Genomic DNA, 22,238 nt, shown 5'->3' on the forward strand with positions numbered 1-22,238 from the left:
TACATGGCGCCCGTCATACTCGTTACATTCGCCGGCCGCGAACACCGCATGCAGATACTCAACAGCTATGTCCGGAAGGCCATGGCCGACGGCCTGATCGACGAATGGCATATCTGGGATTTCACCCGTTCGCAGGCGGACCACGAGTGGGTGACCCGCGAGTTCGGCCCGCTGCGCTACATGGGCGATGCGGTGAGCTATCAGGCTTGCGGCACGGCAACCTCCCGTGCGCCGCTGCGGCTGGAAGCCCGGATCACCAATGACCTGCACATCGCGCTTCTGCCGAAGCATGAGCCGGACGCCTTCTATGAGATCGTGGTCGGCGGCTGGAACAATCTGCAATGTGTGGTGCGCAAGGGTCCGCGCGAGCGACTTGATGACCCCGACAGAAGCGATGCGGAGCTCACCTGGGCCAAGCTGACTCCGAGCGTCCTTTCGCCGGGCCGTGACAACGAGGTCATCCTGTCCGTCGATCCGGATGGTACACCTGAACTGATGGTCAACGGCGTGGTGCTTGGCCGTTGGCCCGAGATATCGGCACCTCAAGGCGCAGATGTCATGATCCGGGGCGGCTGGGGTTCTGCGCTCGAGCTTTGCCATGTGAACGCACCGGTCCGCCGCTATATCGGCAATCCGGGCGAGAAGATGCCTTACTTTCAGGCCTATCAATACTACGCGAGACGGCTTCCCGATTTCGCCGACGCACTCTTCCTGAAATGCGATGATGATATCGTCTATGTCGATCTCGACCGGCTCGCCGGCTTCATCGATCATCGCCGCAAGAACCCGCATTACTTCGTCACCTCGGCCAATGTCGTGAACAACGGCGTCTGCGCCTACTTTCAGCAGGCCTCGGGCGCACTGCCGATATCGCTTGGCCATTTCGAGCGTCCGCCGGGCGGATTCGGCGGCACCCTATGGACCGACCCGGACAAGGCCAACAAGCTGCACGACTTCTTCCTCGCCGCTCCGAAGAAGGAATTGCCGCTGCCTGCAAAGGTGGTCGATTGGCAGGAACGCCAGTCGATCAACTTCATCGCCTGGCTCGGCCGCGATCTGCAGCACATGGCGCTCGCCAAGGGCGACGACGAGAAGATGCTGACGGTCGACCTCCCGGCCTTTCTCGGGCGCCCCACCTGCATCTATTCCGACTTCACCGTCAGCCATCTGAGCTTCGGACCGCAGGAGCAGGGCGTTGATGTCAACCGGCTGATTGCCGCCTATGATGCGCTGATGCGCGAGAAACTGGCGGTCTGACGGGCTCAAGAACTGACCGGCGGGTCCCCGCCGGACGATCTGCAATAGGCGAGATGCGGCAGGCGAGAATGCTGGAACCGTGACCGCCCTCCGGAAATCGAGGAACATCCAACTGATGGCACAGGGTCAGAAAATCGGAATTGTCGGCGCGGGTCTTTCCGGCGCAGTCATTGCCCGGGAACTCGCAGAAGCCGGCTTTGAGGTCGAGGTCTTCGACGCGCGCGAGCATATCGGCGGCAACTGCCACACCGAGCGTGATGCCGAGACCGGCGTCATGGTCCACATCTATGGTCCGCACATCTTCCATACCGACGACGCGGAGGTCTGGAACTACGTCAACAGCTACCAGACCTTCCTGCCCTACAAGAACCGGGTGAAGACCACGAGCCAGGGTCAGGTCTATTCGCTGCCGGTTAACCTGCACACGATCAACCAGTTCTTCGGCAAGACCTTCCGCCCCGACGAGGCGCGCGCCTTCATCGAGGAGCAGGCAGACAAGACCATCACCGATCCTCAGACCTTCGAGGAGCAGGCACTGCGCTTCGTCGGTCGCGACCTCTACGAAGCCTTCTTCAAGGGCTATACCGAAAAACAGTGGGGCTGCTCGCCGACCGAACTGCCCGCCTCGATCCTGAAGCGCCTGCCCGTGCGCTTCAACTATGACGACAACTACTTCTTCCACAAATTCCAGGGCATGCCGGAAAACGGCTATACCGACATGATCGAGAAGATCTTCGACCATCCGAAGATCAAGGTCACGCTCGGCCATCGCTTCGATCCGCGCGCGCCGCATGATTATGCCCATCTCTTCTATTCCGGTCCGCTCGACGGTTACTTCGGCTATGAATTCGGCCGCCTCGGCTATCGCACGCTGGACTTCGAGCGCTTCACCTACCAAGGCGATTACCAGGGCTGTGCCGTCATGAACTACGGCGATGCATCGGTGCCCTATACCCGCATCACCGAACACAAGCATTTCTCGCCCTGGGAAAGCCACGAGGGCTCGGTCTGCTACCGCGAATTCTCGCGCGCCTGCGGCGAAGACGACATTCCCTACTACCCGATCCGTCTCGTAGAGGAGAAGGCGCAGCTTGCCGACTATGTCGACCGCGCCAACCAGGAGAAATCCGTCACCTTTGTCGGGCGTCTGGCGACCTATCGCTATCTCGACATGGACGTAACGATCCGCGAGGCCCTCGACACCGCCCGCCTCTTCCTTTCAAAGTCGAAGGAGCAGGCAGAGATGCCGGCTTTCGTCCACGCCCCGCTCTGATGCGAGAATGACCATGACTGCCACCCCCATCCTCGTTGTCGGCGGCGCCGGCTATATCGGCTCCCACACCTGCCTCGCTCTCTCAGAGCGCGGCTATCTGCCGGTCGTCTACGACAACTTCACCTCGGGCCATCCGGAATTCGTCAAATGGGGCCCGGCCGAACAGGGCGATATCAGGGACAAGGCACGCCTGAAGGAAGTACTTGCAAGGTACCAGCCGAAGGCGGCCATGCATTTCGCCGGCCTGATCGAGGTCGGCCAGTCCTTCAAGGAGCCGGAGCACTTCTACGACGTCAACGTCTCGGGCACGCTCAGCCTCCTGCAGGCCTTGAGCGAAGCCGATATCCGCAACTTCGTCTTCTCCTCGACCTGTGCCACCTATGGTGCGCCGGAGTATCTGCCGCTCGACGAGAAGCACGGCCAGAAGCCGATCAATCCTTACGGCCGCACCAAGCATATCGTCGAGCAGGCGCTGGGTGACCTGAACCTCTGCGGCCGCATGCGCTCCGTCATGCTGCGCTATTTCAATGCCGCCGGCGCCGATTTCGAAGGCCGCATCGGCGAGTGGCACTCGCCCGAAACCCACGCCATTCCGCTCGCCATCGAGACGGCGCTGGGTCGGCGCGAGTTCTTCTCGATCTTCGGCGAAGACTATGACACCCGCGACGGCACCTGTATCCGCGACTATATCCACGTCAACGATCTCGCCGACGCCCATGTCCGCGCCGTCGAATATCTGCTGAACGGCGGCGATACGATCGCCATCAACCTCGGCACCGGCAACGGCACGACCGTCAAGGAATTGATCGAGGCGATCGAGACGGTCTCCGGCCGTCCGATGCCCGTCAAGCGTACCGACCGCCGACCGGGCGATCCGCCCGGCCTCGTGGCCAGCAACGCCCTTGCCCGCGAGGTTCTCGGCTGGGATCCAAAGCATGGCATCGACGACATCATCCGCTCTGCCTGGAAGTGGCATTCGACCTTCAACGGCCATTCCGACTAGGCACGAGGCGACACGCCACGATCTTCCCCAAAAAGGCGCGTGAGCGGCCCTTTCCGCGCAAAGGGGGCGCTTGACGCGCCTTGTTCCATCGGCTTTTCGTCGTGCAGTTTTCTTCGGAGCCTTACCATGCGCGACAAGCTGAAAAAGATCCTCTCCTCGAACGAGTGGGAGCGGTTCATCATTGCCATCATTCTGATCAACTCGGTCACGCTGGGTCTCGAGACCTCGCCCGAGATCATGCAGATGATGGGGCCGGTGCTGCTGACGATCGACCGTGCCATTCTGACGATCTTCGTGGTCGAGATTGCCGCGCGGCTCTACACCTTCCGGCTCGCCTTCTTCCGCGATCCCTGGAGCATCTTCGACTTCTCGATTGTCGCGATCGCGCTCATTCCGGCAACCGGACCGTTCCAGGTGCTGCGCGCGCTGCGCATCCTGCGTCTGCTCCGCCTGATCTCGATCGTGCCCTCGCTGCGCCGGGTCATCGGCGGCCTGATTGCCGCCCTGCCCGGCATGGGTTCGATAATCGTGCTGCTCTTCATGCTGTTCTATGTCTCGGCCGTCATGGCGACCAAGCTTTACGGCGAAAGCTTCCCCGATTGGTTCGGAAACCTCGGCGCGTCCACCTACTCGCTCTTCCAGATCATGACGCTCGAAAGCTGGTCGATGGGCATTGTCCGACCGGTCATGGAGGTCCATCCCTATGCCTGGATGTTCTTCGTGCCCTTCATCCTGCTCAGCACCTATTCGGTGCTGAACCTCTTCATCGGTGTGATCGTCTCGGCGATGCAGGAACAGAGCATGGCCGACACGGATGCCGACCTGAAGACGCTGCATGTCGACAATGCCGATCTGCTCCGGGAGATGCAGGCGCTGCGATCGGAGATCGCGGCCTTACGCGCAGAAAGAAGCGCCACCGGCGCCTAAGTCACCGACAAGCGACGTCGGGCCTCAGCTCCTGAGGCCCGGCGCCTCATGGCCGGTGCGCTCGACATATTCGGTATAGCCGCCGCCATACTGGAAGACGCCTTCGGGCGTCAGTTCCAGCACCCGGTTCGACAGGGCCGCAAGGAAATGGCGGTCGTGGCTGACGAAGAGCATGGTGCCTTCGAACTGCGACAAGGCCTTGATCAGCATTTCCTTGGTGTCGAGATCGAGGTGGTTGGTCGGCTCATCGAGGACCAGGAGGTTCGGCGGGTCGAACAGCATCATCGCCATGACCAGACGGGCCTTCTCGCCGCCCGAGAGCACCCGGATCCGCTTTTCGATATCATCGCCGGAAAAGCCGAAGCAGCCCGCAAGCGCACGCAGCGGGGCCTGACCGGCGCGCGGGAAGCTCGTTTCCAGCATCTCGAAGATCGTCATCTCGCCATCGAGCACGTCCATAGCATGCTGGGCGAAATAGCCCATCTTGACGCTGGCACCGATCGCAACCGTGCCTTCGTCCGGCTTCGAATCGCCGGCGACCAGCTTTAGGAGCGTCGACTTGCCTGCCCCGTTGATGCCCATGATGCACCAGCGCTCCTTGCGCCGGACCATGAAGTCGAACCCGTCATAGATCACCTTGTCGCCGTAACGCTTGGAGACGCCCTTGACGCTGACCACGTCTTCACCGGAACGCGGCGCCGGCTGGAATTCGAAGGCAACGACCTGGCGGCGCTTCGGCGGCTCGACGCGGTCGATCTTTTCGAGCTTCTTCACCCGGCTCTGCACCTGGGAAGCGTGGGATGCCCGCGCCTTGAAGCGCTCGATGAACTTGATTTCCTTAGCCAGCATCGCCTGCTGACGCTCGAATTGCGCCTGCTGCTGCTTCTCGTTCTGCGCCCGCTGGCCCTCGTAGAATTCGTAGTCGCCCGTGTAGCTGTTGAGCTGGCCGGCATCGATCTCGATGATCTTGTTGACGATGCGGTTCATGAACTCGCGGTCATGCGAGGTCATCAAGAGCGCGCCGTCATAACCTTTAAGGAACTGCTCGAGCCAGATCAGGCTCTCGAGATCGAGATGGTTCGACGGTTCGTCGAGCAGCATCACGTCGGGGCGCATCAACAGGATGCGGGCAAGCGCCACGCGCATCTTCCATCCCCCGGAGAGGGCGCCGACATCGCCGTCCATCATGGCCTCGGAGAAAGAGAGACCGGCCAGAACCTCACGCGCCCTGCCCTCCAGACCATAGCCGTCGAGCTCTTCGTAGCGCGCCTGCACCTCGCCATAGCGCTCGATGATCGCGTCCATCTCGTCCATGCGATCCGGATCGACCATGGCGGCCTCCAACTCGCGCAACTCGGCGGCAACGATGCTGACCGGCCCTGCCCCGTCCATCACCTCCGCCACGGCCGAGCGGCCCGACATCTCACCGACATCCTGGCTGAAATAGCCGATGGTGACGCCCTTATCGACCGAGACCTGCCCCTCGTCCGGCTGCTCGTGGCCGATGATCATCCGGAAGAGCGAGGTCTTGCCCGCGCCGTTCGGCCCGACAAGGCCGATCTTCTCACCCCGGTTCAAGGCGGCGGATGCCTCGATGAAGAGGATGCGGTGGCTGAGCTGCTTGGAGATGTTTTCGATGCGGATCATGGACAAGGTGCCTGCTGGAAATCGGCGCCCTTATGGCATGTCGAAGGCTTGATGTCCCCTGCTTTTCTCAAGCAGCCGATGCACAGCTGCGCCGGATTGCCACGCAGGGTGCTCGTCGGTTGCAACAGCGCGCCGAAAGCGCGAAAAGACCTCACCTGAGGACGACACAGCATGAGCGACGAGACAATTACCCTTTATGAAGCGATTGGCGGAGACCCGACCGTCAAGGCACTCACGCGCCGCTTCTACGAATTGATGGACACTCTCCCCGAGGCAGCCCATTGCCGGGCCGTGCATCCGCCGGATCTGACGGGCAGCGAAGAGAAATTCTACGAATATCTCACCGGTTATCTCGGCGGCCCGCCGATCTATATGCAGAAGCGTGGCCACCCGATGCTCCGGCGTCGCCATTTCGTCGCCGAGATCGGCCCGGTCGAGCGCGACGAATGGCTCTTGTGCTTCCGCCGGGCGCTCGACGAAACCGTGGAGCATCCGAAGCTGCGCGAGATCATCTGGCCGCCCATCGAAAAGCTCGCCTTTCACATGCAGAACAAGGAATGACCCAGATGGCGATGATCCGGGACAACCGCTGGGCGGCAGTCGCTGCCGGACTGATCGGCGCGGCCGGGGTCGGCCTTGCCGCCGCGGCAAGCCACGCAGGCGGCGAGGCTTTGCTACGACCCGCCTCGACCATTTGCCTCGCCCATGCGCCGGCATTGCTCGCGCTCTCCCTTGCAGGCGAGAGGCTGAGGCTTTCGGGTCTGGGGGCTTTGGGGATGACGCTGGGGACGGCGCTCTTCGCGGGCGATCTCGTTGCTCGTCATTTCGCAGGTGCAGGTCTTTTCCCCATGGCTGCGCCAACAGGCGGCATGACGCTCATCGCATCCTGGCTTCTGTTGGCGGTGGGTGCAGCAATGTCGAGACGAAACTGAGCTTCCGCTGGAAGCGCAGCGGAAGCCTGAAAGCGCTTGAAAAGACTCAGTGCGCGAGCGCGGGCGCACCCATGCCGGAGAACATCAGCAGGTTTCCGTGCGGGTCACGCACGTGGAACCGAATGCTGCCATCCTCGCAGTCGGCCGGGCGGATGGCCTCGATCCCACGGTCGCAGAAATCGCGATAGATCTCGGTCGGCGCATCAGCGCGGAAGAAGACCGAGCTGTTCTGGCACTGGAGGGGATCGTCACTCAACCAGAAATGGAGCTCCATGCCGTCTCGACGGACCACGAGATAATCGAGACCGTCGAAGCCGACGTCTTCGAAACCGAGATACTCGACGTAAAAATTGCGTGTTTCCGCAAAATTCAGGGAGGGGAGGATCGGGACTGCGTTGAGGATCGTCTTCGCAACGGGAGGCTGGACGTTCATGCGGAAAGTTCCTCTGCTTCCCGCATGAGACTGGCTCAGGAAACGTCTACGACCGGGCGTTGGCGTTCCGCTGCCATCTGGGCGCGGGAAAATCGATGATAAGGGCGGGGGCCCGGTTCACATTGACGTACATGGGTGCGGACTTTCGTTCATGCAAGCCCGGCAAAGTGACGATTTCACAATTCGTCACTTCACTTTCCTGAGAGCGTTGCAAGATTGCCTCAGCGAGTTCGGGCAAAAGCCCCTCGCCGCGCTGCCGTGCAAGCTCGTGGAACGAGCTTATGCCACCCTTGTCGAAACCGTCCCTGCTCATGCGTCCGAATTCCTTTCATTGAGCGTCTGCAACGCGCGCTCGAGACTGGACTTCGAGCCATTTCGCAGCGGAATGAAAGTCTTTCCGAACTTCTTGCAACCGCTCTTCACGCGCAGACAAGCATCGTGACTGATACAGTCGATAGGGCAGAAGACGCAGTCGACGGAGGGAAGCACTGTGTCGATACGCGATACCGCTTCACGTAAACCCCCATCATGGTGAATTAGTTCCGCACCAAAATTGCTGGCGATCTGACGAAGATGCGCAACCTGACAATCACGGCCGCCGACATAGAGAAAACTGCGCACTTCTGCCTGGGTTTTCTGTGAGACGGATTGAGCCGAAACCTCGCCTCCGGTCCTCTTCTGGGCCTGCTTTTTCTTCTTCGCCATGACGTCTCGTCTCCTCGAATCCGATCTTCGGCGGCGCTTCGCCATCCCTCTGCGGACAGGCATACAAAACATGACTAATCGAGTAAAGTATATAGTTGACGATTACGGTCATGTTTTCACAGCAAGCTGCATCGCGCTCCGGGTTCCTCGTAGATTTGACAGGGGTCAACTTTCCCACATTCTCAGGCCCTGGAGCCTGAAAATCTCAAATTTTTACCGTTTGATAAAACTTTGATCCTGAGTTACGCTTCCCTGCATCGCTTCGAATATAAAAGAGGGAACTGCGATGCGAAGACTGGAACCGGGCCTCAAGGCCGGGCGGCTTGATGCTGCCGATTATGCGAAGAATTTCTCCGACCTGCATCCACGCTTCGGCGACCACGAGGCCCTCGTTGCCTCCGACCGATGCTACTTCTGTCATGACGCGCCCTGCATGACGGCCTGTCCCACCGCCATCGATATCCCGATGTTCATCCGGCAGATATCGACTGGCAATCCGATCGGCGCGGCCAAGACCATCTTCGACCAGAACATTCTCGGCGGCATGTGTGCCCGCGTCTGTCCGACCGAAACACTGTGCGAAGAGGCCTGTGTGCGCAACACGGCGGAAGAGCGCCCGGTCGAAATCGGCCGCCTGCAACGTTACGCCACGGATATCGCCATCGAAGAAGGCCGCCAGTTCTACCGCCCGGCCGCCTCCACCGGTCGCACGGTGGGGATCGTGGGTGCCGGCCCTGCAGGCCTTGCCGCCGCCCATCGGCTGGCCATGCACGGCCACCAGGTCACCATCTACGAAGCCCGCGAAAAGGCCGGCGGCCTCAACGAATACGGCATCGCCGCCTACAAGACCCCCAATGACTTCGCCCAGAAAGAAGTCGACTACATCCTGTCGCTCGGCAATATCGATGTGCTCGACGGCCAGATGTTGGGCCGCGATTTCACCATCGCCGACCTCCAGGCTAAGCACGACGCCGTCTTCATCGGCGCCGGCCTCGGCAATGTTAACGGGCTGAACATCCCCGGCGCCGGGATCAACGGCGTGCTCGATGCAGTCGAATTCATCGCCCATCTCCGCCAGGCGGACGATAAGGCCGACGTCCCCGTCGGCCGCGACGTTGTCGTCATCGGCGGCGGCATGACCGCGATCGATGCGGCGGTCCAGGCCAAGCTTCTCGGCGCGGAAAACGTCACCATCTGCTACCGCCGTGGCAAGGAGCACATGAACGCCTCCGAGTTCGAGCAGGATCTCGCGACCTCCAAGGGCGTCCACATCCGCCACTGGCTGCAGCCGAAGGAAGTCGCCCATCACGGCGGCCACTGCTCGTCGATCACCTTCGAATACACCCACCTCGAAAACGGCCTGATGAAAGGCACCGGCCACACGACCGAGATCAAGGCCGATCAGATCCTCGTTGCCATCGGTCAGAAGCTGGATGGCCAAGGCCTGGATGGGCTGAAGGTTGAGGGTGGCAAGATTGCCATCGACGCCGAAGGCCGCACATCGATTCCGGGTGTCTGGGCCGGCGGCGACTGCGCCTTCGGGGGCCAGGACCTGACGGTCTCTGCCGTCGCCATGGGCCGCGATGCGGCCGAAAGCATCAACCGCTCTCTCGCCGTTGCCACGGCGGGCGTGACCGCAGTCGCATGACGCACCCGCTTCGAGAGGATTAGAAACATGGCTGATCTCCGCAATAACTTCGTCGGCATCAAGTCGCCCAACCCCTTCTGGCTGGCCTCTGCCCCGCCGACAGATAAAGCTTACAACGTCGAGCGCGCCTTCAAGGCGGGCTGGGGCGGCGTGGTCTGGAAGACGCTCGGCTCGGAAGGGCCGCCGGTCGTCAACGTCAACGGTCCGCGCTATGGCGCGATCTGGGGCGCTGACCGCAGGCTGCTTGGCCTCAACAACATCGAACTGATTACCGACCGTCCCCTGCAGGTGAACCTGCAGGAAATGAAGATGGTCAAGAAGAACTGGCCGGATCGGGCGCTTGTCGCCTCGATCATGGTCCCCTGTGTCGAGGAAGAGTGGAAGGCGATCCTGCCGCTGGTCGAAGAAACCGGCGCTGACGGCATCGAGCTCAACTTCGGCTGTCCGCACGGCATGTCCGAACGTGGCATGGGCTCGGCCGTCGGCCAAGTACCGGAGTACATCGAGATGGTCGTGCGCTGGTGCAAGCAATACACCCGCATGCCCGTCATCACCAAGCTGACGCCCAACATCACCGATATCCGCAACCCCGCCCGCGCCGCCAAGCGCGGCGGCACCGATGCCGTGTCGCTGATCAACACGATCAACTCGATCGTATCAGTCGATCTCGACAACTTCTCGCCGAACCCCAGCATCGGCGGCAAGGGCAGCCATGGCGGCTATTGCGGCCCGGCGGTAAAGCCGATCGCGCTCAACATGGTTTCCGAAATCGCCCGCGATCCGGAGACATATGGCCTGCCGATATCCGGCATCGGCGGGGTCACGACGTGGCGGGATGCGGCCGAATTCCTGGCGCTCGGTGCTGGCAACGTGCAGGTCTGCACGGCGGCCATGACCTACGGCTTCAAGATCGTCCAGGAAATGATCACCGGCCTCAACAACTGGATGGATGCCAAGGGCCATCAGAGCCTCGACGACATCTGCGGCCGCGCCGTGCCGAACGTGACCGACTGGAAATACCTGAACCTCAACTACGTGGCCAAGGCCCATATCGATCAGGATGCCTGCATCAAGTGCGGCCGCTGCCACATTGCCTGCGAGGACACCTCGCACCAGGCAATCACCAGCATGGTCGACGGGGTCAGGCATTTCGAGGTGATGGAAGACGAGTGCGTCGGCTGCAACCTCTGCGTCAATGTCTGTCCGGTCGAGAACTGCATCACCATGGTCGGCCTGGAGCCCGGTACACTCGACCAGCGCACGGGCAAGCCGGTTGATCCGAACTACGCCAACTGGACGACCCATCCGAACAATCCGATGGCGGTTCAGGCCGCGGAGTGATCTCTTGGAAGAAGATCCGGCCCCTAAGTGGGCCGGATACTTCGAAGCCCAAGAAAAGTGCAGTTTCTAGACAATCGATTCAGAAATTATTCAGCGCCATACCCCACCATCCCGGCAACAACTGGCACAACCATAGCGTCAGAACGCCTCAAGCCGGGCTAGGAGATCATGGCGACCAAGAACAAGAATGCGGATGCGGCATCGAACCTGCGGTCGCGGCTGCAGATCCTGATCCCGAGCGCGATCGTTCTGGCCGGCGTCTTCGTCTCCGCGCTTTATGCTGACCTGCAGCAGCAAAGACTGAGCCGTGAGGCGGCCCGCAACGCGGTGGAAGAAGATCTCGGGCTGATCCGCACCAAGCTTGAAGCCAATATCAACGCCGACATGAAACTCCTGCAGGGCATGGTCGCCGTCATCGGGACCGAACCCTATGTGACGCAGAAGCGCTTCGATGCGCTTGCCACCGCTTTGCTGTCGACACCCTCGCAAATCGGAAGCATAGCCGCAGCTCCGAACCTCATCACGACCTTTGTCCATCCCTACGAGGAAAACAAGGCCTATATCGGCCATTGGGTCCTGCCACAGCCCGGCGGCGCCGAAGCTGCCCAACAACTGCGGGACAAAGGCAAGACCATCATTGCCGGTCCCCTTCCCCTTCGCAATGGCAGCAGAGGGCTCATCATCACCCTGCCGGTGACCATTACAAATGATGAAGGCAAACGCGCTTTCTGGGGCGGGCTCGCAGGCGTCTTGGACCTTGCGCGCCTTTACGATGACAGCGGCCTGCGCGCACCGGATCTTGCCCTCTCGGTAACGATCACAGACGATAGTCGGGGGACGAAGGATCCCGCAGTCATCTATGGCGACAGCCATGTCCTGACCGATGACCCGGTGACCATGACCGTCGATCTCGGCACGGAAAGCTGGACCCTTTCGGCCACACCCAAAGACGGCTGGCAGGCGGTCAGCAAGCCCGACCTCCTCATCCGCGGCATGATCGCCGCCATGGCACTCTTGATCGCAGGAAGCGTCATCTGGGTCGCGGGGCTGATGCGCGAGCGGCAGAAGAACTATGCCGCCCTCAGACAACGCGAGCAGCAGTTGACAGCGGTATCCCACCGGCTCGGGCTGGCGCTGGAAGCCTCTCGTATTGGCATCTGGGAACTCGACTTTGCCTCCGGGGACATCAGCTGGGACGAGCGCATGTACCAGCTCTACGGCGTCTCCCCTGACGTGAAATCCTCCTACGACGTCTGGAAATCTTGCGTTCATCCAGACGACCTGCCCGTATCCGACAGGGCTCTGGCGAAGGCGATCGAACAGAATGCAACTTACGAAACCGAATTCCGTATCCTCCGCGATGGCGGGGAGATCCGGCATATCCGTGCCGTGGGCATCGCCACGCGCGACGAGGACGGCCAGGTCACGGTTCTCGGCGTGAATTGGGACGTTAGCGCAGACATCCGATTGCAGGAGGATCTGCGCGAAGCGCAGCGCGAAACCGCATTGCGCAACGAAGACCTCGAAGCAGCCCGTCAAAGGATGGAATACAACGCCCTCCACGACGCGCTGACCACCCTGCCCAACCGCCGTTACCTTGACCAGCAGCTTGCGGATCTCGTCACCCGAGACGATCAGCCCGGCGCGCGCCTGACGGTCCTGCACCTGGATCTCGACCGCTTCAAGGAGATCAATGACACGCTGGGACACGGAGCCGGCGACGCCATACTGCGCCATGTCGCGGACGAACTAAGACAGCGGGTCGGCACAGACGACTTCGTCGCGCGCATCGGCGGGGATGAATTCGTCATCGTCTGCCTGGGCTGCGGCACGGCGGACAGTTACGAAGCCCTGGGGCAAGACCTCATCGCAGCAGTGAACCGGCCCATCGTCTACAACGGCCATGAATGCCGCGTCGGCGCCTCGATCGGCATCGCAGACCGGATCGAGCCTGAACTGACAGCCGAACAACTGCTCGTCAATGCGGACATCGCCCTCTACGAAGCCAAGCGCCGCGGCCGCAATCGTGTCGAACGCTTCAATGACCATCTGCGCGCCCGCACCATCAACACAAAGCATACGGCCGATGCCATCCTGCGCTCTCTCGCCGATGGCGACTTCATCGCCTGGTTCCAGCCGCAGTTCGATGCGCGCACGCTTGAGATCAACGGCGTCGAGGCTCTCGCCCGCTGGCGCCACCCGCAAAGGGGCATTCTTGCGCCGAACGCCTTCCTGGAAATTGCCGAGAACCTGAATGTCGTGGCACAGATCGATGCCTGCATCCTCGATCAGGCGCTGGCCGCGCTTGCTCGCTGGCAGGCGGAGGGACTGGGGATCGAGCATGTCTCGGTCAACATCTCCGCCCAGCGACTGTTCGAAGACAAGCTTCTCGACCATCTGAACAAGATCGCGGTCGCACCCGGCAGCCTGTCCTTCGAGCTTCTGGAATCCATCTCCTTCGACGACAAGGCCGATGCGGTCGCCGAAAGCCTGGAGCGGATCCGCGATCATGGCATCTCAATTGAGATCGACGATTTCGGCACCGGTTATGCCTCGATCCTGTCGCTGATCAAGCTGTCGCCCAGCCGCCTGAAGATCGACCGACAACTGGTGGCGCCCATTGTCGCCAACCCGGCCCAACGCAAGCTGATCAGCTCGATCGTCGACATCGGTCGCTCTTTCGGCATCGGCATCATCGCGGAAGGTGTCGAGACCATGGAGCACGCGGCGATCCTGCGCGATCTCGGGTGTCAGACGCTCCAGGGATTTGCCCTGGCCCGCCCGATGAACCCCGATGGCTTCATCGACTTCGCCCGGTCCCATGCTCTGCAGCGGGAAGATCTCTGGCAGCGCAGCGCATAAGCATGTTGTGAGAGCTCAGCCGAGCAGGCTCTGGCCGGCGGCAAATCCGGCGTAAGCCAGCGCCGAGAAATAAACGAGCGTCAGCACCACCATCAGATGCCCCATGGCCACGACCATGCCGTCGCGCTGGGAGATGCCGGTCGAGAGCAGCAGGATGGCGACACCCGGCAGGGTGTTGGAGAAGGGAATGAAGCTGAGCGGCATCATCAGGAGTACACCGGCCGCTGTGAGCACGAGCCCGTTGATGCGATTGACGACGGCGCCTGCGGTGAGCCCCGGAAGACGCGGCCGCACGAAACGGTCCACCTTGCGCAAAACCTTCAGCCCGCGCTCCAGCACCGGCACCAGACGCGCCCGTTCGAGCTTGCGGTCGGCCACCTTTTCCGGAAGCCAGGGAAAACGGTTGAAGGTGATGGCGATGCCGATCAGCACGATCCCGGCACCGAAGACGGTGGACACCCCGGGAATGGACACGGGCACCAGAAAGGGCAAGGACAGCAGGCCGCAGAGCAGAAGCAGTCCGCTCTCACCCATCCGCTCCAGGATCTGGCGCAGCGTGACATGCTCGTCATGCATGGAGTCGATCACGTCCTGCAGCACCGCGCTGGTGCTCTTGTCGGTATCGTTGAAGCCAATCGCCGTTGTCATCAGGGAAGCTTTCGATTAACTGCCGGGGAGATCTCGTAGGACGAAGCACTCGGCTATCGCCCGGAGCCGCAGATGAATGAGAATGAGGGCCGGGTCAAGTCACGCCACCAAGACGTGATGCATCTGGTACCCCGAGACATATCATGACAGATCAGGCTGAAGCCCCTTCCGCGCCAACCAACCGGCACACGGTCCACGCCAAAGGTCGCGAGAAGCTGATGGCGCATGCGGCCATGCTGCTCTTCGCCGCGCTCATTGCCGGCTCCTTCTCCTTCGGCGGCATGGCAGCCCAGCACCTGGAGGCGGGTCCGTTGACGCTCTGGCGCTACCTGATGACCATGGTGGTCATGGGTGTCATGACCTTCGGCATCCTGCGCGTGCCCTTCAGCAAACCGCGCCGGGTCTGGCGCTATGCCCTGCTCGGGGGCCTCATTGCCGTCTACATGCTGACCATGTTTGCCGCGCTCGAATTCACGAGCCCTGTGCAGACGGGCGCCGTCTTCACCCTGATGCCGCTGATATCAGCCGGCTTTGCGCTCCTGTTTATCGGCCAGAAGACACGCCCCGATGTTCTCGCGGCCCTCGTGATCGCAGCCCTGGGCGCGATCTGGGTCATCTTCCGCGCCGACCTCCAGGCGATCCTCTCCTTCGACGTCGGCCGGGGCGAATTGATCTACTTTGTCGGCGTCATCTGCCACGGCGCCTATGTGCCGCTGATCCGCCGCTTCGGGCTTGGTGAGAACCCTGTGGCCTTCGGCTTCTGGGTCGTTGTCTTCACCATCCCCTGGCTCCTGCCGACCGGGGCCGTGCCGCTCGCGACGACGGATTTCGCCAGCCTTCCCATGACGGTCTGGGCCACGATCGCCTATCTCTCGATCGTCACCACGGCGATCACCTTCATGTTGCTGCAATATGCCTCGATGCGCCTGCCCGCACCCAAGGTGCTTGGCTACGGCTATCTGACGCCGACCTTCATCATCCTGCTCGAAGGTCTGCTCGGACACGGCTGGGCAAGCCCCGCGGTCTTTGTTGGCGCACTGGTGACCGCAGCGGGGCTGCTCGTGATGGGGCTTCTCAAGGACTGACGGGCACCGGCTTGACGATCAAACCGCTGACGAACAGGCCTTCGAGGAAACCTGCCGCCTCTTCGAACCGATCCGTCTCCCCGCGACCTGTCCCCAGCACAGCCTTCACCTGGACGTCGAAATCGGCATAGTGCTGGGTCGTCGACCAGATCGAGAAGATCATGTGGTGCGGATCGCAGTCACGCACCTTACCGCTCGCGATCCAGGCCCTGATAACCTCGGCCTTCTCGTCGACCAGATCCTTGAGCGGTCCCTCCAGCACCGCCATGATATGCGGCGCCCCCTGCAAGATCTCGTTGGCAAAGAGCCGGCTTTCGCGCGGAAAGTCCCGTGCCATCTCGAGCTTTCGGCGAATATAGGAGCGGATCTCCTGTTCCGGATCGCCTTCGGCATCGAAAGCCTGCAATGGTTCGAGCCAGTTCTCCAGCACCCGGTCGATCAGCGCCCGATGCATCGCCTCCTTGGTGCGGAAATAATAGAGCAGATTGGGCTTGGACATGCCCGCCACCTCGGCAATCTGGTCGATTGTCGAGCCGTGAAATCCCCGCTGCGAGAACACCTCCAGCGCCGCTTCCAGGATCAGCTCTTCCTTTTCCTCCTGAATCCGCGTTCGCCTCTGGGTTTGCGCCGCTCTCGGTATGGCCATGTCGAACGTATTCCCCGCTAACGTCTTGAACTCGTTACTGATAATCGGCGCATAAATTCTGTGCAATTGCCGAGATTTTTGTCGTAGATTTTTGCCAAATTCAGCTTGAGTGCACCGATGGAAGCTGTAATGTTTTACCAGTCGGTCAAATTATTGGACAGATGTCAAATAAAGGCAACTGCCGATACGACAGCGGAAAAGACAAACATAAGCCGCTGCTTTTGACCCCGGGAACAAGGGAGTTGGGCGGAAGATCCGACTTCGCAAAAACAGGTGAGGATCTGCAATGACGGCGCAACCCGGCACGAACCTTCGCGTGAACGGCGATCGGCTGTGGGACATGCTCATGGACATGGCGAAGATTGGCCCCGGCATTGCCGGCGGCAACAATCGCCAGACCCTGACGGATGAAGATGCCGAGGGCCGCCGCCTCTTCCAGCGCTGGTGCGAGGATGCAGGCCTCACCATGGGCGTCGACACCATGGGCAATATGTTCATGACCCGCGCCGGCACCGATCCGAATGCTCTGCCCGTCTATATCGGCAGCCACCTCGACACGCAGCCGACCGGCGGCAAATATGACGGCGTGCTCGGCGTCTTGGCCGGCCTTGAGGTCGTAAGGTCGATGAATGACCTGAACATCAAGACGAAGCACCCCATCGTCGTCACCAACTGGACCAATGAGGAAGGCGCCCGCTTTGCGCCCGCCATGCTGGCCTCCGGCGTCTTCGCCGGCGTCCTGACGCAGGATTACGCCTATGCCCGCAAGGACATGGAAGGCAAGACCTTCGGCGACGAGTTGAAGCGCATCGGCTGGGTCGGCGACGAAGAGGTCGGCTCCCGCAAGATGCACGCCTATTTCGAATACCACATCGAGCAGGGCCCGATCCTCGAGGCCGAGGAAAAGCAGATCGGTGTGGTCACCCACTGCCAGGGCCTGTGGTGGCTGGAATTCACGCTGACCGGCAAGGAAGCCCATACCGGCTCCACCCCGATGAACCACCGCGTCAATGCCGGCCTTGCCATGGCCCGGATCATGGAGATGGTGCAAGCCGTCGCCATGGACAACCAGCCGGGCTGTGTCGGCGGCGTCGGCCAAGTGAAGTTCTCGCCCAATTCCCGCAACGTGCTTCCCGGCACGGTCATCTTCACCGTCGACATCCGCTCGCCGGAACAGGCCAAGCTCGACGGCATGCGCGCGAGGATCGAGAAGGAAGCCGGCGAAATCTGCGCGGCTCTGGGCGTCGGCTGTTCGATCGAGGCCGTCGGTCATTTCGATCCGGTTACCTTCGACCCGACCCTCGTCGCCTCCGTCCGCAAGGCGGCGGAAGACCTCGGTTACAGCCATATGAACATCATCTCCGGCGCCGGCCACGATGCCTGCTGGGCCGCCAAGGTGGCGCCCGCAACCATGATCATGTGCCCCTGCGTCGGCGGCTTGAGCCACAACGAAGCCGAGGAGATTTCCAAGGACTGGGCCAGCGCCGGCTGCGACGTTCTGCTCCGGGCGGTTCTGGAGACGGCGGAGATTGTCGGGTGACACGCTCGCTCCGCGCCCCCTCATCTGGCCCGTTGGGCCACCTTCTTCCCGCTGGGGAGAAGTGGGAGCGCGTTGCCACGTCTGAGGTAACCATTGACCTTAAGCCCCGCTGGATCGCATCATGGAACGCATTGAGCGCACGACGACAGCGTGACCTCTTCTCCCCCTCGGGGAGAAGGTGGCGCATAGCGCCGGATGAGGGGGGCCGAATGGCCATGACACACCCGCAAGATCCGACAAAAAGGCTCCCCGGAAAAACAGTCCAGGCCCGCAGCCTTCGCAACAACGACACCGAAGCCGAATACCGTCTCTGGGGTGACCTCCGCAATCGTCAACTGAATGGCCACAAATTCAGCCGCCAGATCCCCATCGGTGTCTATATCGTTGATTTTGTGTGCCGCGAGCAGAGGCTTGTGGTGGAGCTTGACGGCAGCCAACATGCGGAGAACGAACGCGACGAACGACGAACCGAGTGGCTGAACGTGCAGAGTTACTCTGTGCTTCGGTTTTGGAACGCCGAGGTCCTGCAGGAACGCCGCGCCGTCCTGAACACAATTCTCGCCGTTCTGCAGGGCCAGATCGTAGACCCTTGCGACGCTATCCGCTTCTCACCAGCGTTGCAAAGGAACCGGTAATCGCCATGCTGCTACGGCCTTCGCTCCGCGCCCCCTCATCCGGTCCTTCGGACCACCTCCTCCCCGCTGGGGAGAAGAGGGAGCGCGCGGTGGCCTCGTCGGACCCCAGTATTCGCTCACGTCGCCGCAGCGTCCGAACAGAAGGTCGGGGCGCGCAACGTCTGCGTGACCTCTTCTCCCCAGAGGGGAGAAGGTGGCGCGTAGCGCCGGATGAGGGGGCGCCGCAGGCGAAGGCACAAACGCGAACCAACCGCGCAAGCATCAAGAACACGACACGGGGAGAGACCACATGACCACCACAGTCATCAAGGGCGGCACGATCGTCACCGCCGATCTGACCTACAAGGCTGACGTCAAGATCGAGGGGGGCGTGATCGTCGCGATCGGGCCAAACCTCTCCGGCGACACCGTGCTGGATGCGGCGGGCTGTTATGTCATGCCTGGTGGTATCGACCCCCATGTGCATCTCGAAATGCCCTTTATGGGCACCTACTCGGCGGACGACTTTGAAAGCGGCACGCGCGCCGGCCTCTCCGGCGGCACGACCATGGTCGTGGACTTCTGCCTGCCCGGTCCCGATCAGTCGCTGCTCGAAGCGCTGCAGATGTGGGATAACAAGACCTCGCGCGCCACGGCCGACTATTCCTTCCACATGGCGATCACCGGCTGGAACGAACGCGTCTTCGACGAGATGAAGACGGTCGTCCAGGATCGCGGCATCAACACCTTCAAGCACTTCATGGCCTATAAGGGAGCGCTGATGGTGAATGACGACGAGATGTTCGCCTCCTTCCAGCGCTGCGCCGAGCTCGGCGCGCTGCCGATGGTGCATGCCGAGAACGGCGACGTCGTCGCTTCAATGACGGCAAAGCTGCTGGCCGAAGGCAACAATGGCCCGGAGGCGCACGCCTATTCCCGTCCGCCCGAGGTTGAGGGCGAAGCGACGAACCGCGCCATCATGCTGGCCGATATGGCGGGCGTGCCGCTCTATGTCGTGCACACCTCCTGCGAACAGGCCCATGAAGCGATCCGCCGCGCCCGCCAGAAGGGTATGCGCGTTTACGGCGAGCCGTTGATCCAGCACCTGACGCTCGACGAGAGCGAATATTTCAACAAGGACTGGGACCACGCCGCCCGCCGCGTCATGTCGCCCCCCTTCCGCAACAAGCAGCACCAGGACTCACTCTGGGCCGGCCTGCAGTCGGGTTCGCTCTCGGTCGTCGCCACCGACCACTGCGCCTTCTCCTCAGAACAGAAGCGCTTCGGCGTCGGCAACTTCGCCAAGATCCCGAACGGCACCGGCGGGCTTGAAGACCGCATGCCGATGCTATGGACCTATGGCGTGGCAACCGGCCGCCTGACGATGAACGAATTCGTCGCCGTCACCTCGACCAATATCGCCAAGATCCTCAACATCTACCCGAAGAAGGGCGCCGTCCTCGTCGGCGCCGATGCCGACCTCGTGGTCTGGGATCCCAAGCGCTCCAAGACCATCTCTGCCAAGACCCAGCAGTCCTCGATCGATTACAACGTCTTCGAGGGCAAGGAAGTGACCGGCCTGCCGCGCTACACGCTGACCCGCGGCTATGTCGCGATCGAGGAAAGTGCGGTGAAGACCCGCGAGGGCCACGGTAAGTTCGTCAAGCGCGAGCCCTTCCCCGCCGTTTCCAAGGCGCTGTCGACCTGGAAGGAACTGGTCGCCCCGCGCAAGGTGGAACGCACGGGCATTCCGGCTACGGGGGTGTGAGCGTTTACATGGCCTTGGCGCGCGGTCTTACCCCCCTCTGTCACTTCGTGACATCTCCCCCACAAGGGGGGAGATCGGCCGCGACGTTCTCGGGCCTCACCTCCCCCTTGAGGGGGGAGGTCGCCGCAACGCGGCGGGTGGGGGTGACCCCGGCGACGAGTTTGACGTCACAGCAGCATACGAGCGCTTTACACATCACCCCACCCCGGAGCTTCGCTCCGACCCTCCCCCTCAAGGGGAGGGTGAGGCTTCGGCACCTGCCCCAACCGCTCTCCCCCCTTGAGGGGGAGATGTCCGGCAGGACAGAGGGGGGTACCCCAAGCACCGACGTCAGCGAAACCACCAAACCAGCGCGCTCCGCGCGCCCTCATCCGGCGCTACGCGCCACCCTCTCCCCGCCGGGGAGAGGAGCAACCTCACACCTCGACCAACCCATCCAGCTGCGGCAACAACACGACGCTCTCCTGCTCGTTCGGGTCGGTGCGCGCAATGATCGCCGTGCAGGGCGCGTTCGACAGGTTCGCCGGCAGATGCGGCACGCCGGCTGGGATGTAGAACAGCTCGCCAGCATGCACGATCACATGGTTCTCCAGCCGGTCGCCGTACCAGGTATGCGCCTGACCGGAGAGCATGTAGATCGCGGTCTCGTGGCTCTCGTGCAGATGCGCCTTGGCCCGCGCGCCCGGCGGCATGGTGAGCACATGCATGCAGATGCCCTTCGATCCGACGGTCTCGGCCGCAATGCCCTCGAAATAACTCAGTCCCTGCTTGCCCTCATAGGTATGGCCGGGTTTGACGATCCGGCAGGTGGGCTTCGCTGATGCGTCCATGGTCTGATCCTCATCCCTTCGGCGGCCGGCCCGCCATTCTTTATCCGCTGCTCCCGAGCGGCCGCATGTCAAAAGAATGCAAGAGGCAGACGGCCTTTGCAACAAACCCGATTGGTCCCCGCGCATGAATGCACCCTATTCCGTCGTCTCGGCCAGGAATCTGAGCCTCACCTTCGAGACCAATGACGGGCCCGTCCACGCCCTGTCCAATGTCGATCTCGAGGTGAAGAAAGGCGATTTCGTCTCCTTCATTGGCCCCTCCGGCTGCGGCAAGACCACCTTCCTGCGCGTCATCGCCGATCTCGAGAAACACACGGGTGGCGACATCACCGTGAACGGCATGACGCCGGAAGAGGCACGCAAGGCACGCTCCTATGGCTATGTCTTCCAGGCGGCGGCGCTTTATCCCTGGCGCACGATCGAAAACAACATCGCGCTGCCGCTCGAAATCATGGGCTACAGCGCCGATGAGAAGAAAAAGCGCATCGAACAGACGCTGGAACTGGTCAACCTCTCGGGCTTCGCCAAGAAATATCCCTGGCAACTCTCGGGCGGCATGCAGCAGCGCGCCTCGATCGCCCGCGCGCTTGCCTTCGACGCCGACCTGCTTCTGATGGACGAACCCTTCGGGGCGCTGGACGAAATCGTCCGCGACCACCTGAACTCCGAGCTCTTGAAGCTCTGGGCACGCACCAACAAGACGATCTGCTTCGTCACCCATTCGATCCCCGAAGCCGTCTACCTCTCGACCAAGATCGTCGTCATGAGCCCGCGGCCCGGCCGGGTGACCGACATCATCGAGTCGACGCTGCCGAAGGAGCGTCCGCTCGACATCCGCGAGACGCCGGAGTTCTTGGAGATCGCGCACCGGGTGCGCGAGGGCCTGAAGGCGGGGCATAGCTATGAGGAATAGTGTGGCGCTTGTGGGTAAGATGCCCCTCACCCTGACCCTCTCCCCGCAGGCGGGGAGAGGGGATGGCCAGCGCGGTGCCGCACGTCCCTTCTCCCCGTCGCAACGGGGAGAAGGTGCCGGCAGGCGGATGAGGGGCAAGGCCGCCGGCGTTGTGAACGCCGGCAAC

The 22,238-nt window shown here is 61.9% G+C and carries 20 protein-coding genes; 14 read left to right on the forward strand and 6 right to left on the reverse strand.

Annotation, left to right across the window (positions count from 1 at the left end):
• The first annotated feature begins 3 nt into the window (after positions 1-3).
• The 4 genes from M1E12_RS12230 to M1E12_RS12245 all read left to right on the forward strand — a co-directional run bounded on the left by M1E12_RS12230 (position 4) and on the right by M1E12_RS12245 (position 4,460).
• A complete protein-coding gene (locus tag M1E12_RS12230; RefSeq protein ID WP_479561985.1) occupies positions 4-1,257 on the forward strand; it encodes a DUF6250 domain-containing protein in 1,254 nt (417 codons plus the stop codon).
• Positions 1,258-1,372: 115 nt separating this feature from the next.
• Positions 1,373-2,530, forward strand: coding sequence for a UDP-galactopyranose mutase (glf, locus tag M1E12_RS12235; RefSeq protein ID WP_479561986.1), 1,158 nt, complete (start codon positions 1,373-1,375; stop codon positions 2,528-2,530).
• A gap of 13 nt (positions 2,531-2,543) precedes the next feature.
• Positions 2,544-3,533 (forward strand): UDP-glucose 4-epimerase GalE, encoded by a 990-nt coding sequence (gene galE / locus M1E12_RS12240; protein WP_479561987.1) that lies wholly within the window; start codon positions 2,544-2,546, stop codon positions 3,531-3,533.
• A gap of 126 nt (positions 3,534-3,659) precedes the next feature.
• On the forward strand, positions 3,660-4,460 hold the full coding sequence (locus M1E12_RS12245; RefSeq protein ID WP_479561988.1) for an ion transporter: 801 nt from the start codon (positions 3,660-3,662) through the stop codon (positions 4,458-4,460).
• A 24-nt stretch (positions 4,461-4,484) separates the two neighbouring features.
• Here the strand turns inward: M1E12_RS12245 and M1E12_RS12250 are convergent, their stop codons facing one another.
• A complete protein-coding gene (locus M1E12_RS12250) occupies positions 4,485-6,107 on the reverse strand; it encodes an ABC-F family ATP-binding cassette domain-containing protein (protein WP_479561989.1) in 1,623 nt (540 codons plus the stop codon).
• Positions 6,108-6,278: 171 nt separating this feature from the next.
• Between M1E12_RS12250 and M1E12_RS12255 the strand changes: the two genes are divergently transcribed.
• Both M1E12_RS12255 and M1E12_RS12260 read left to right on the forward strand, forming a co-directional pair.
• Positions 6,279-6,668 carry a globin domain-containing protein gene (locus M1E12_RS12255; protein WP_113459739.1) on the forward strand — a complete coding sequence of 130 codons (390 nt, stop codon included), beginning with the start codon at positions 6,279-6,281 and terminating at the stop codon, positions 6,666-6,668.
• 5 nt (positions 6,669-6,673) lie between these two features.
• On the forward strand, positions 6,674-7,039 hold the full coding sequence (locus M1E12_RS12260; protein WP_479561990.1) for a DUF423 domain-containing protein: 366 nt from the start codon (positions 6,674-6,676) through the stop codon (positions 7,037-7,039).
• Between the two features lie 46 nt (positions 7,040-7,085).
• Here the strand turns inward: M1E12_RS12260 and M1E12_RS12265 are convergent, their stop codons facing one another.
• Together M1E12_RS12265 and M1E12_RS12270 are read right to left on the reverse strand one after the other, a co-directional pair.
• A complete protein-coding gene (locus M1E12_RS12265) occupies positions 7,086-7,472 on the reverse strand; it encodes a VOC family protein (protein ID WP_479561991.1) in 387 nt (128 codons plus the stop codon).
• Between the two features lie 309 nt (positions 7,473-7,781).
• Positions 7,782-8,177, reverse strand: coding sequence for a DUF2325 domain-containing protein (locus M1E12_RS12270; RefSeq protein ID WP_479561992.1), 396 nt, complete (start codon positions 8,175-8,177; stop codon positions 7,782-7,784).
• A 286-nt stretch (positions 8,178-8,463) separates the two neighbouring features.
• Here M1E12_RS12270 and M1E12_RS12275 point away from each other — a divergent pair, with 286 nt between their 5' ends.
• The 3 genes from M1E12_RS12275 to M1E12_RS12285 all read left to right on the forward strand — a co-directional run bounded on the left by M1E12_RS12275 (position 8,464) and on the right by M1E12_RS12285 (position 14,028).
• Positions 8,464-9,825, forward strand: coding sequence for an NAD(P)-dependent oxidoreductase (locus M1E12_RS12275; RefSeq protein ID WP_479561993.1), 1,362 nt, complete (start codon positions 8,464-8,466; stop codon positions 9,823-9,825).
• A gap of 27 nt (positions 9,826-9,852) precedes the next feature.
• Positions 9,853-11,166, forward strand: a complete 1,314-nt coding sequence (gene preA / locus M1E12_RS12280) for an NAD-dependent dihydropyrimidine dehydrogenase subunit PreA (RefSeq protein WP_136538294.1) — start codon at positions 9,853-9,855, stop codon at positions 11,164-11,166.
• A 168-nt stretch (positions 11,167-11,334) separates the two neighbouring features.
• Complete coding sequence (locus tag M1E12_RS12285) at positions 11,335-14,028, forward strand: bifunctional diguanylate cyclase/phosphodiesterase (RefSeq protein ID WP_479561994.1); 2,694 nt, start codon at positions 11,335-11,337, stop codon at positions 14,026-14,028.
• A 15-nt stretch (positions 14,029-14,043) separates the two neighbouring features.
• Here M1E12_RS12285 and M1E12_RS12290 read toward each other — a convergent pair whose 3' ends face one another.
• Positions 14,044-14,676 (reverse strand): exopolysaccharide biosynthesis protein, encoded by a 633-nt coding sequence (locus tag M1E12_RS12290; protein ID WP_113459746.1) that lies wholly within the window; start codon positions 14,674-14,676, stop codon positions 14,044-14,046.
• A 143-nt stretch (positions 14,677-14,819) separates the two neighbouring features.
• On the opposite strand from M1E12_RS12290, the gene M1E12_RS12295 reads away from it, so the two are divergent.
• Positions 14,820-15,761, forward strand: coding sequence for a DMT family transporter (locus tag M1E12_RS12295; RefSeq protein ID WP_479561995.1), 942 nt, complete (start codon positions 14,820-14,822; stop codon positions 15,759-15,761).
• On the opposite strand, the gene M1E12_RS12300 is transcribed toward M1E12_RS12295, so the two are convergent.
• The gene (locus M1E12_RS12300) at positions 15,751-16,407 is read right to left on the reverse strand and encodes a TetR family transcriptional regulator C-terminal domain-containing protein (protein ID WP_310241761.1); all 657 of its coding nucleotides are present in this window, start codon (positions 16,405-16,407) and stop codon (positions 15,751-15,753) included. The two genes, M1E12_RS12295 and M1E12_RS12300, sit on opposite strands and share 11 nt — an antisense overlap.
• Positions 16,408-16,693: 286 nt before the next feature.
• Here M1E12_RS12300 and M1E12_RS12305 point away from each other — a divergent pair, with 286 nt between their 5' ends.
• From M1E12_RS12305 to hydA, 3 genes are all read left to right on the forward strand, one after another.
• Entirely contained in the window at positions 16,694-17,947 is a 1,254-nt protein-coding gene (locus tag M1E12_RS12305) for a Zn-dependent hydrolase (RefSeq protein ID WP_479561996.1), read from the forward strand.
• Positions 17,944-18,582 (forward strand): endonuclease domain-containing protein, encoded by a 639-nt coding sequence (locus M1E12_RS12310; RefSeq protein WP_479561997.1) that lies wholly within the window; start codon positions 17,944-17,946, stop codon positions 18,580-18,582. Before M1E12_RS12305 ends, M1E12_RS12310 begins: the two co-directional genes overlap by 4 nt.
• A gap of 289 nt (positions 18,583-18,871) precedes the next feature.
• Positions 18,872-20,329 carry a dihydropyrimidinase gene (hydA, locus tag M1E12_RS12315; RefSeq protein WP_479561998.1) on the forward strand — a complete coding sequence of 486 codons (1,458 nt, stop codon included), beginning with the start codon at positions 18,872-18,874 and terminating at the stop codon, positions 20,327-20,329.
• Between the two features lie 416 nt (positions 20,330-20,745).
• Here hydA and M1E12_RS12320 read toward each other — a convergent pair whose 3' ends face one another.
• Positions 20,746-21,159, reverse strand: coding sequence for a cupin domain-containing protein (locus tag M1E12_RS12320; RefSeq protein ID WP_479561999.1), 414 nt, complete (start codon positions 21,157-21,159; stop codon positions 20,746-20,748).
• 124 nt (positions 21,160-21,283) lie between these two features.
• On the opposite strand from M1E12_RS12320, the gene M1E12_RS12325 reads away from it, so the two are divergent.
• Positions 21,284-22,072, forward strand: a complete 789-nt coding sequence (locus M1E12_RS12325; RefSeq protein ID WP_113462477.1) for an ABC transporter ATP-binding protein — start codon at positions 21,284-21,286, stop codon at positions 22,070-22,072.
• Positions 22,073-22,238 lie beyond the last annotated feature (166 nt).

This window comes from Rhizobium sp. K33, from assembly GCF_056501445.1.

Excerpts from the sequence above, each read along its gene's own strand:
- M1E12_RS12230 (WP_479561985.1), top strand. The coding sequence starts at position 4 with ATGGCGCCCGTCATACTCGTTACATTCGCCGGCCGCGAACACCGCATG.
- glf (WP_479561986.1), top strand. The coding sequence starts at position 1,373 with ATGGCACAGGGTCAGAAAATCGGAATTGTCGGCGCGGGTCTTTCCGGC.
- galE (WP_479561987.1), top strand. The coding sequence starts at position 2,544 with ATGACTGCCACCCCCATCCTCGTTGTCGGCGGCGCCGGCTATATCGGC.
- M1E12_RS12245 (WP_479561988.1), top strand. The coding sequence starts at position 3,660 with ATGCGCGACAAGCTGAAAAAGATCCTCTCCTCGAACGAGTGGGAGCGG.
- M1E12_RS12250 (WP_479561989.1), bottom strand. The coding sequence starts at position 6,107 with ATGATCCGCATCGAAAACATCTCCAAGCAGCTCAGCCACCGCATCCTC.
- M1E12_RS12255 (WP_113459739.1), top strand. The coding sequence starts at position 6,279 with ATGAGCGACGAGACAATTACCCTTTATGAAGCGATTGGCGGAGACCCG.
- M1E12_RS12260 (WP_479561990.1), top strand. The coding sequence starts at position 6,674 with ATGGCGATGATCCGGGACAACCGCTGGGCGGCAGTCGCTGCCGGACTG.
- M1E12_RS12265 (WP_479561991.1), bottom strand. The coding sequence starts at position 7,472 with ATGAACGTCCAGCCTCCCGTTGCGAAGACGATCCTCAACGCAGTCCCG.
- M1E12_RS12270 (WP_479561992.1), bottom strand. The coding sequence starts at position 8,177 with ATGGCGAAGAAGAAAAAGCAGGCCCAGAAGAGGACCGGAGGCGAGGTT.
- M1E12_RS12275 (WP_479561993.1), top strand. The coding sequence starts at position 8,464 with ATGCGAAGACTGGAACCGGGCCTCAAGGCCGGGCGGCTTGATGCTGCC.
- preA (WP_136538294.1), top strand. The coding sequence starts at position 9,853 with ATGGCTGATCTCCGCAATAACTTCGTCGGCATCAAGTCGCCCAACCCC.
- M1E12_RS12285 (WP_479561994.1), top strand. The coding sequence starts at position 11,335 with ATGGCGACCAAGAACAAGAATGCGGATGCGGCATCGAACCTGCGGTCG.
- M1E12_RS12290 (WP_113459746.1), bottom strand. The coding sequence starts at position 14,676 with ATGACAACGGCGATTGGCTTCAACGATACCGACAAGAGCACCAGCGCG.
- M1E12_RS12295 (WP_479561995.1), top strand. The coding sequence starts at position 14,820 with ATGACAGATCAGGCTGAAGCCCCTTCCGCGCCAACCAACCGGCACACG.
- M1E12_RS12300 (WP_310241761.1), bottom strand. The coding sequence starts at position 16,407 with ATGGCCATACCGAGAGCGGCGCAAACCCAGAGGCGAACGCGGATTCAG.
- M1E12_RS12305 (WP_479561996.1), top strand. The coding sequence starts at position 16,694 with ATGACGGCGCAACCCGGCACGAACCTTCGCGTGAACGGCGATCGGCTG.
- hydA (WP_479561998.1), top strand. The coding sequence starts at position 18,872 with ATGACCACCACAGTCATCAAGGGCGGCACGATCGTCACCGCCGATCTG.
- M1E12_RS12320 (WP_479561999.1), bottom strand. The coding sequence starts at position 21,159 with ATGGACGCATCAGCGAAGCCCACCTGCCGGATCGTCAAACCCGGCCAT.
- M1E12_RS12325 (WP_113462477.1), top strand. The coding sequence starts at position 21,284 with ATGAATGCACCCTATTCCGTCGTCTCGGCCAGGAATCTGAGCCTCACC.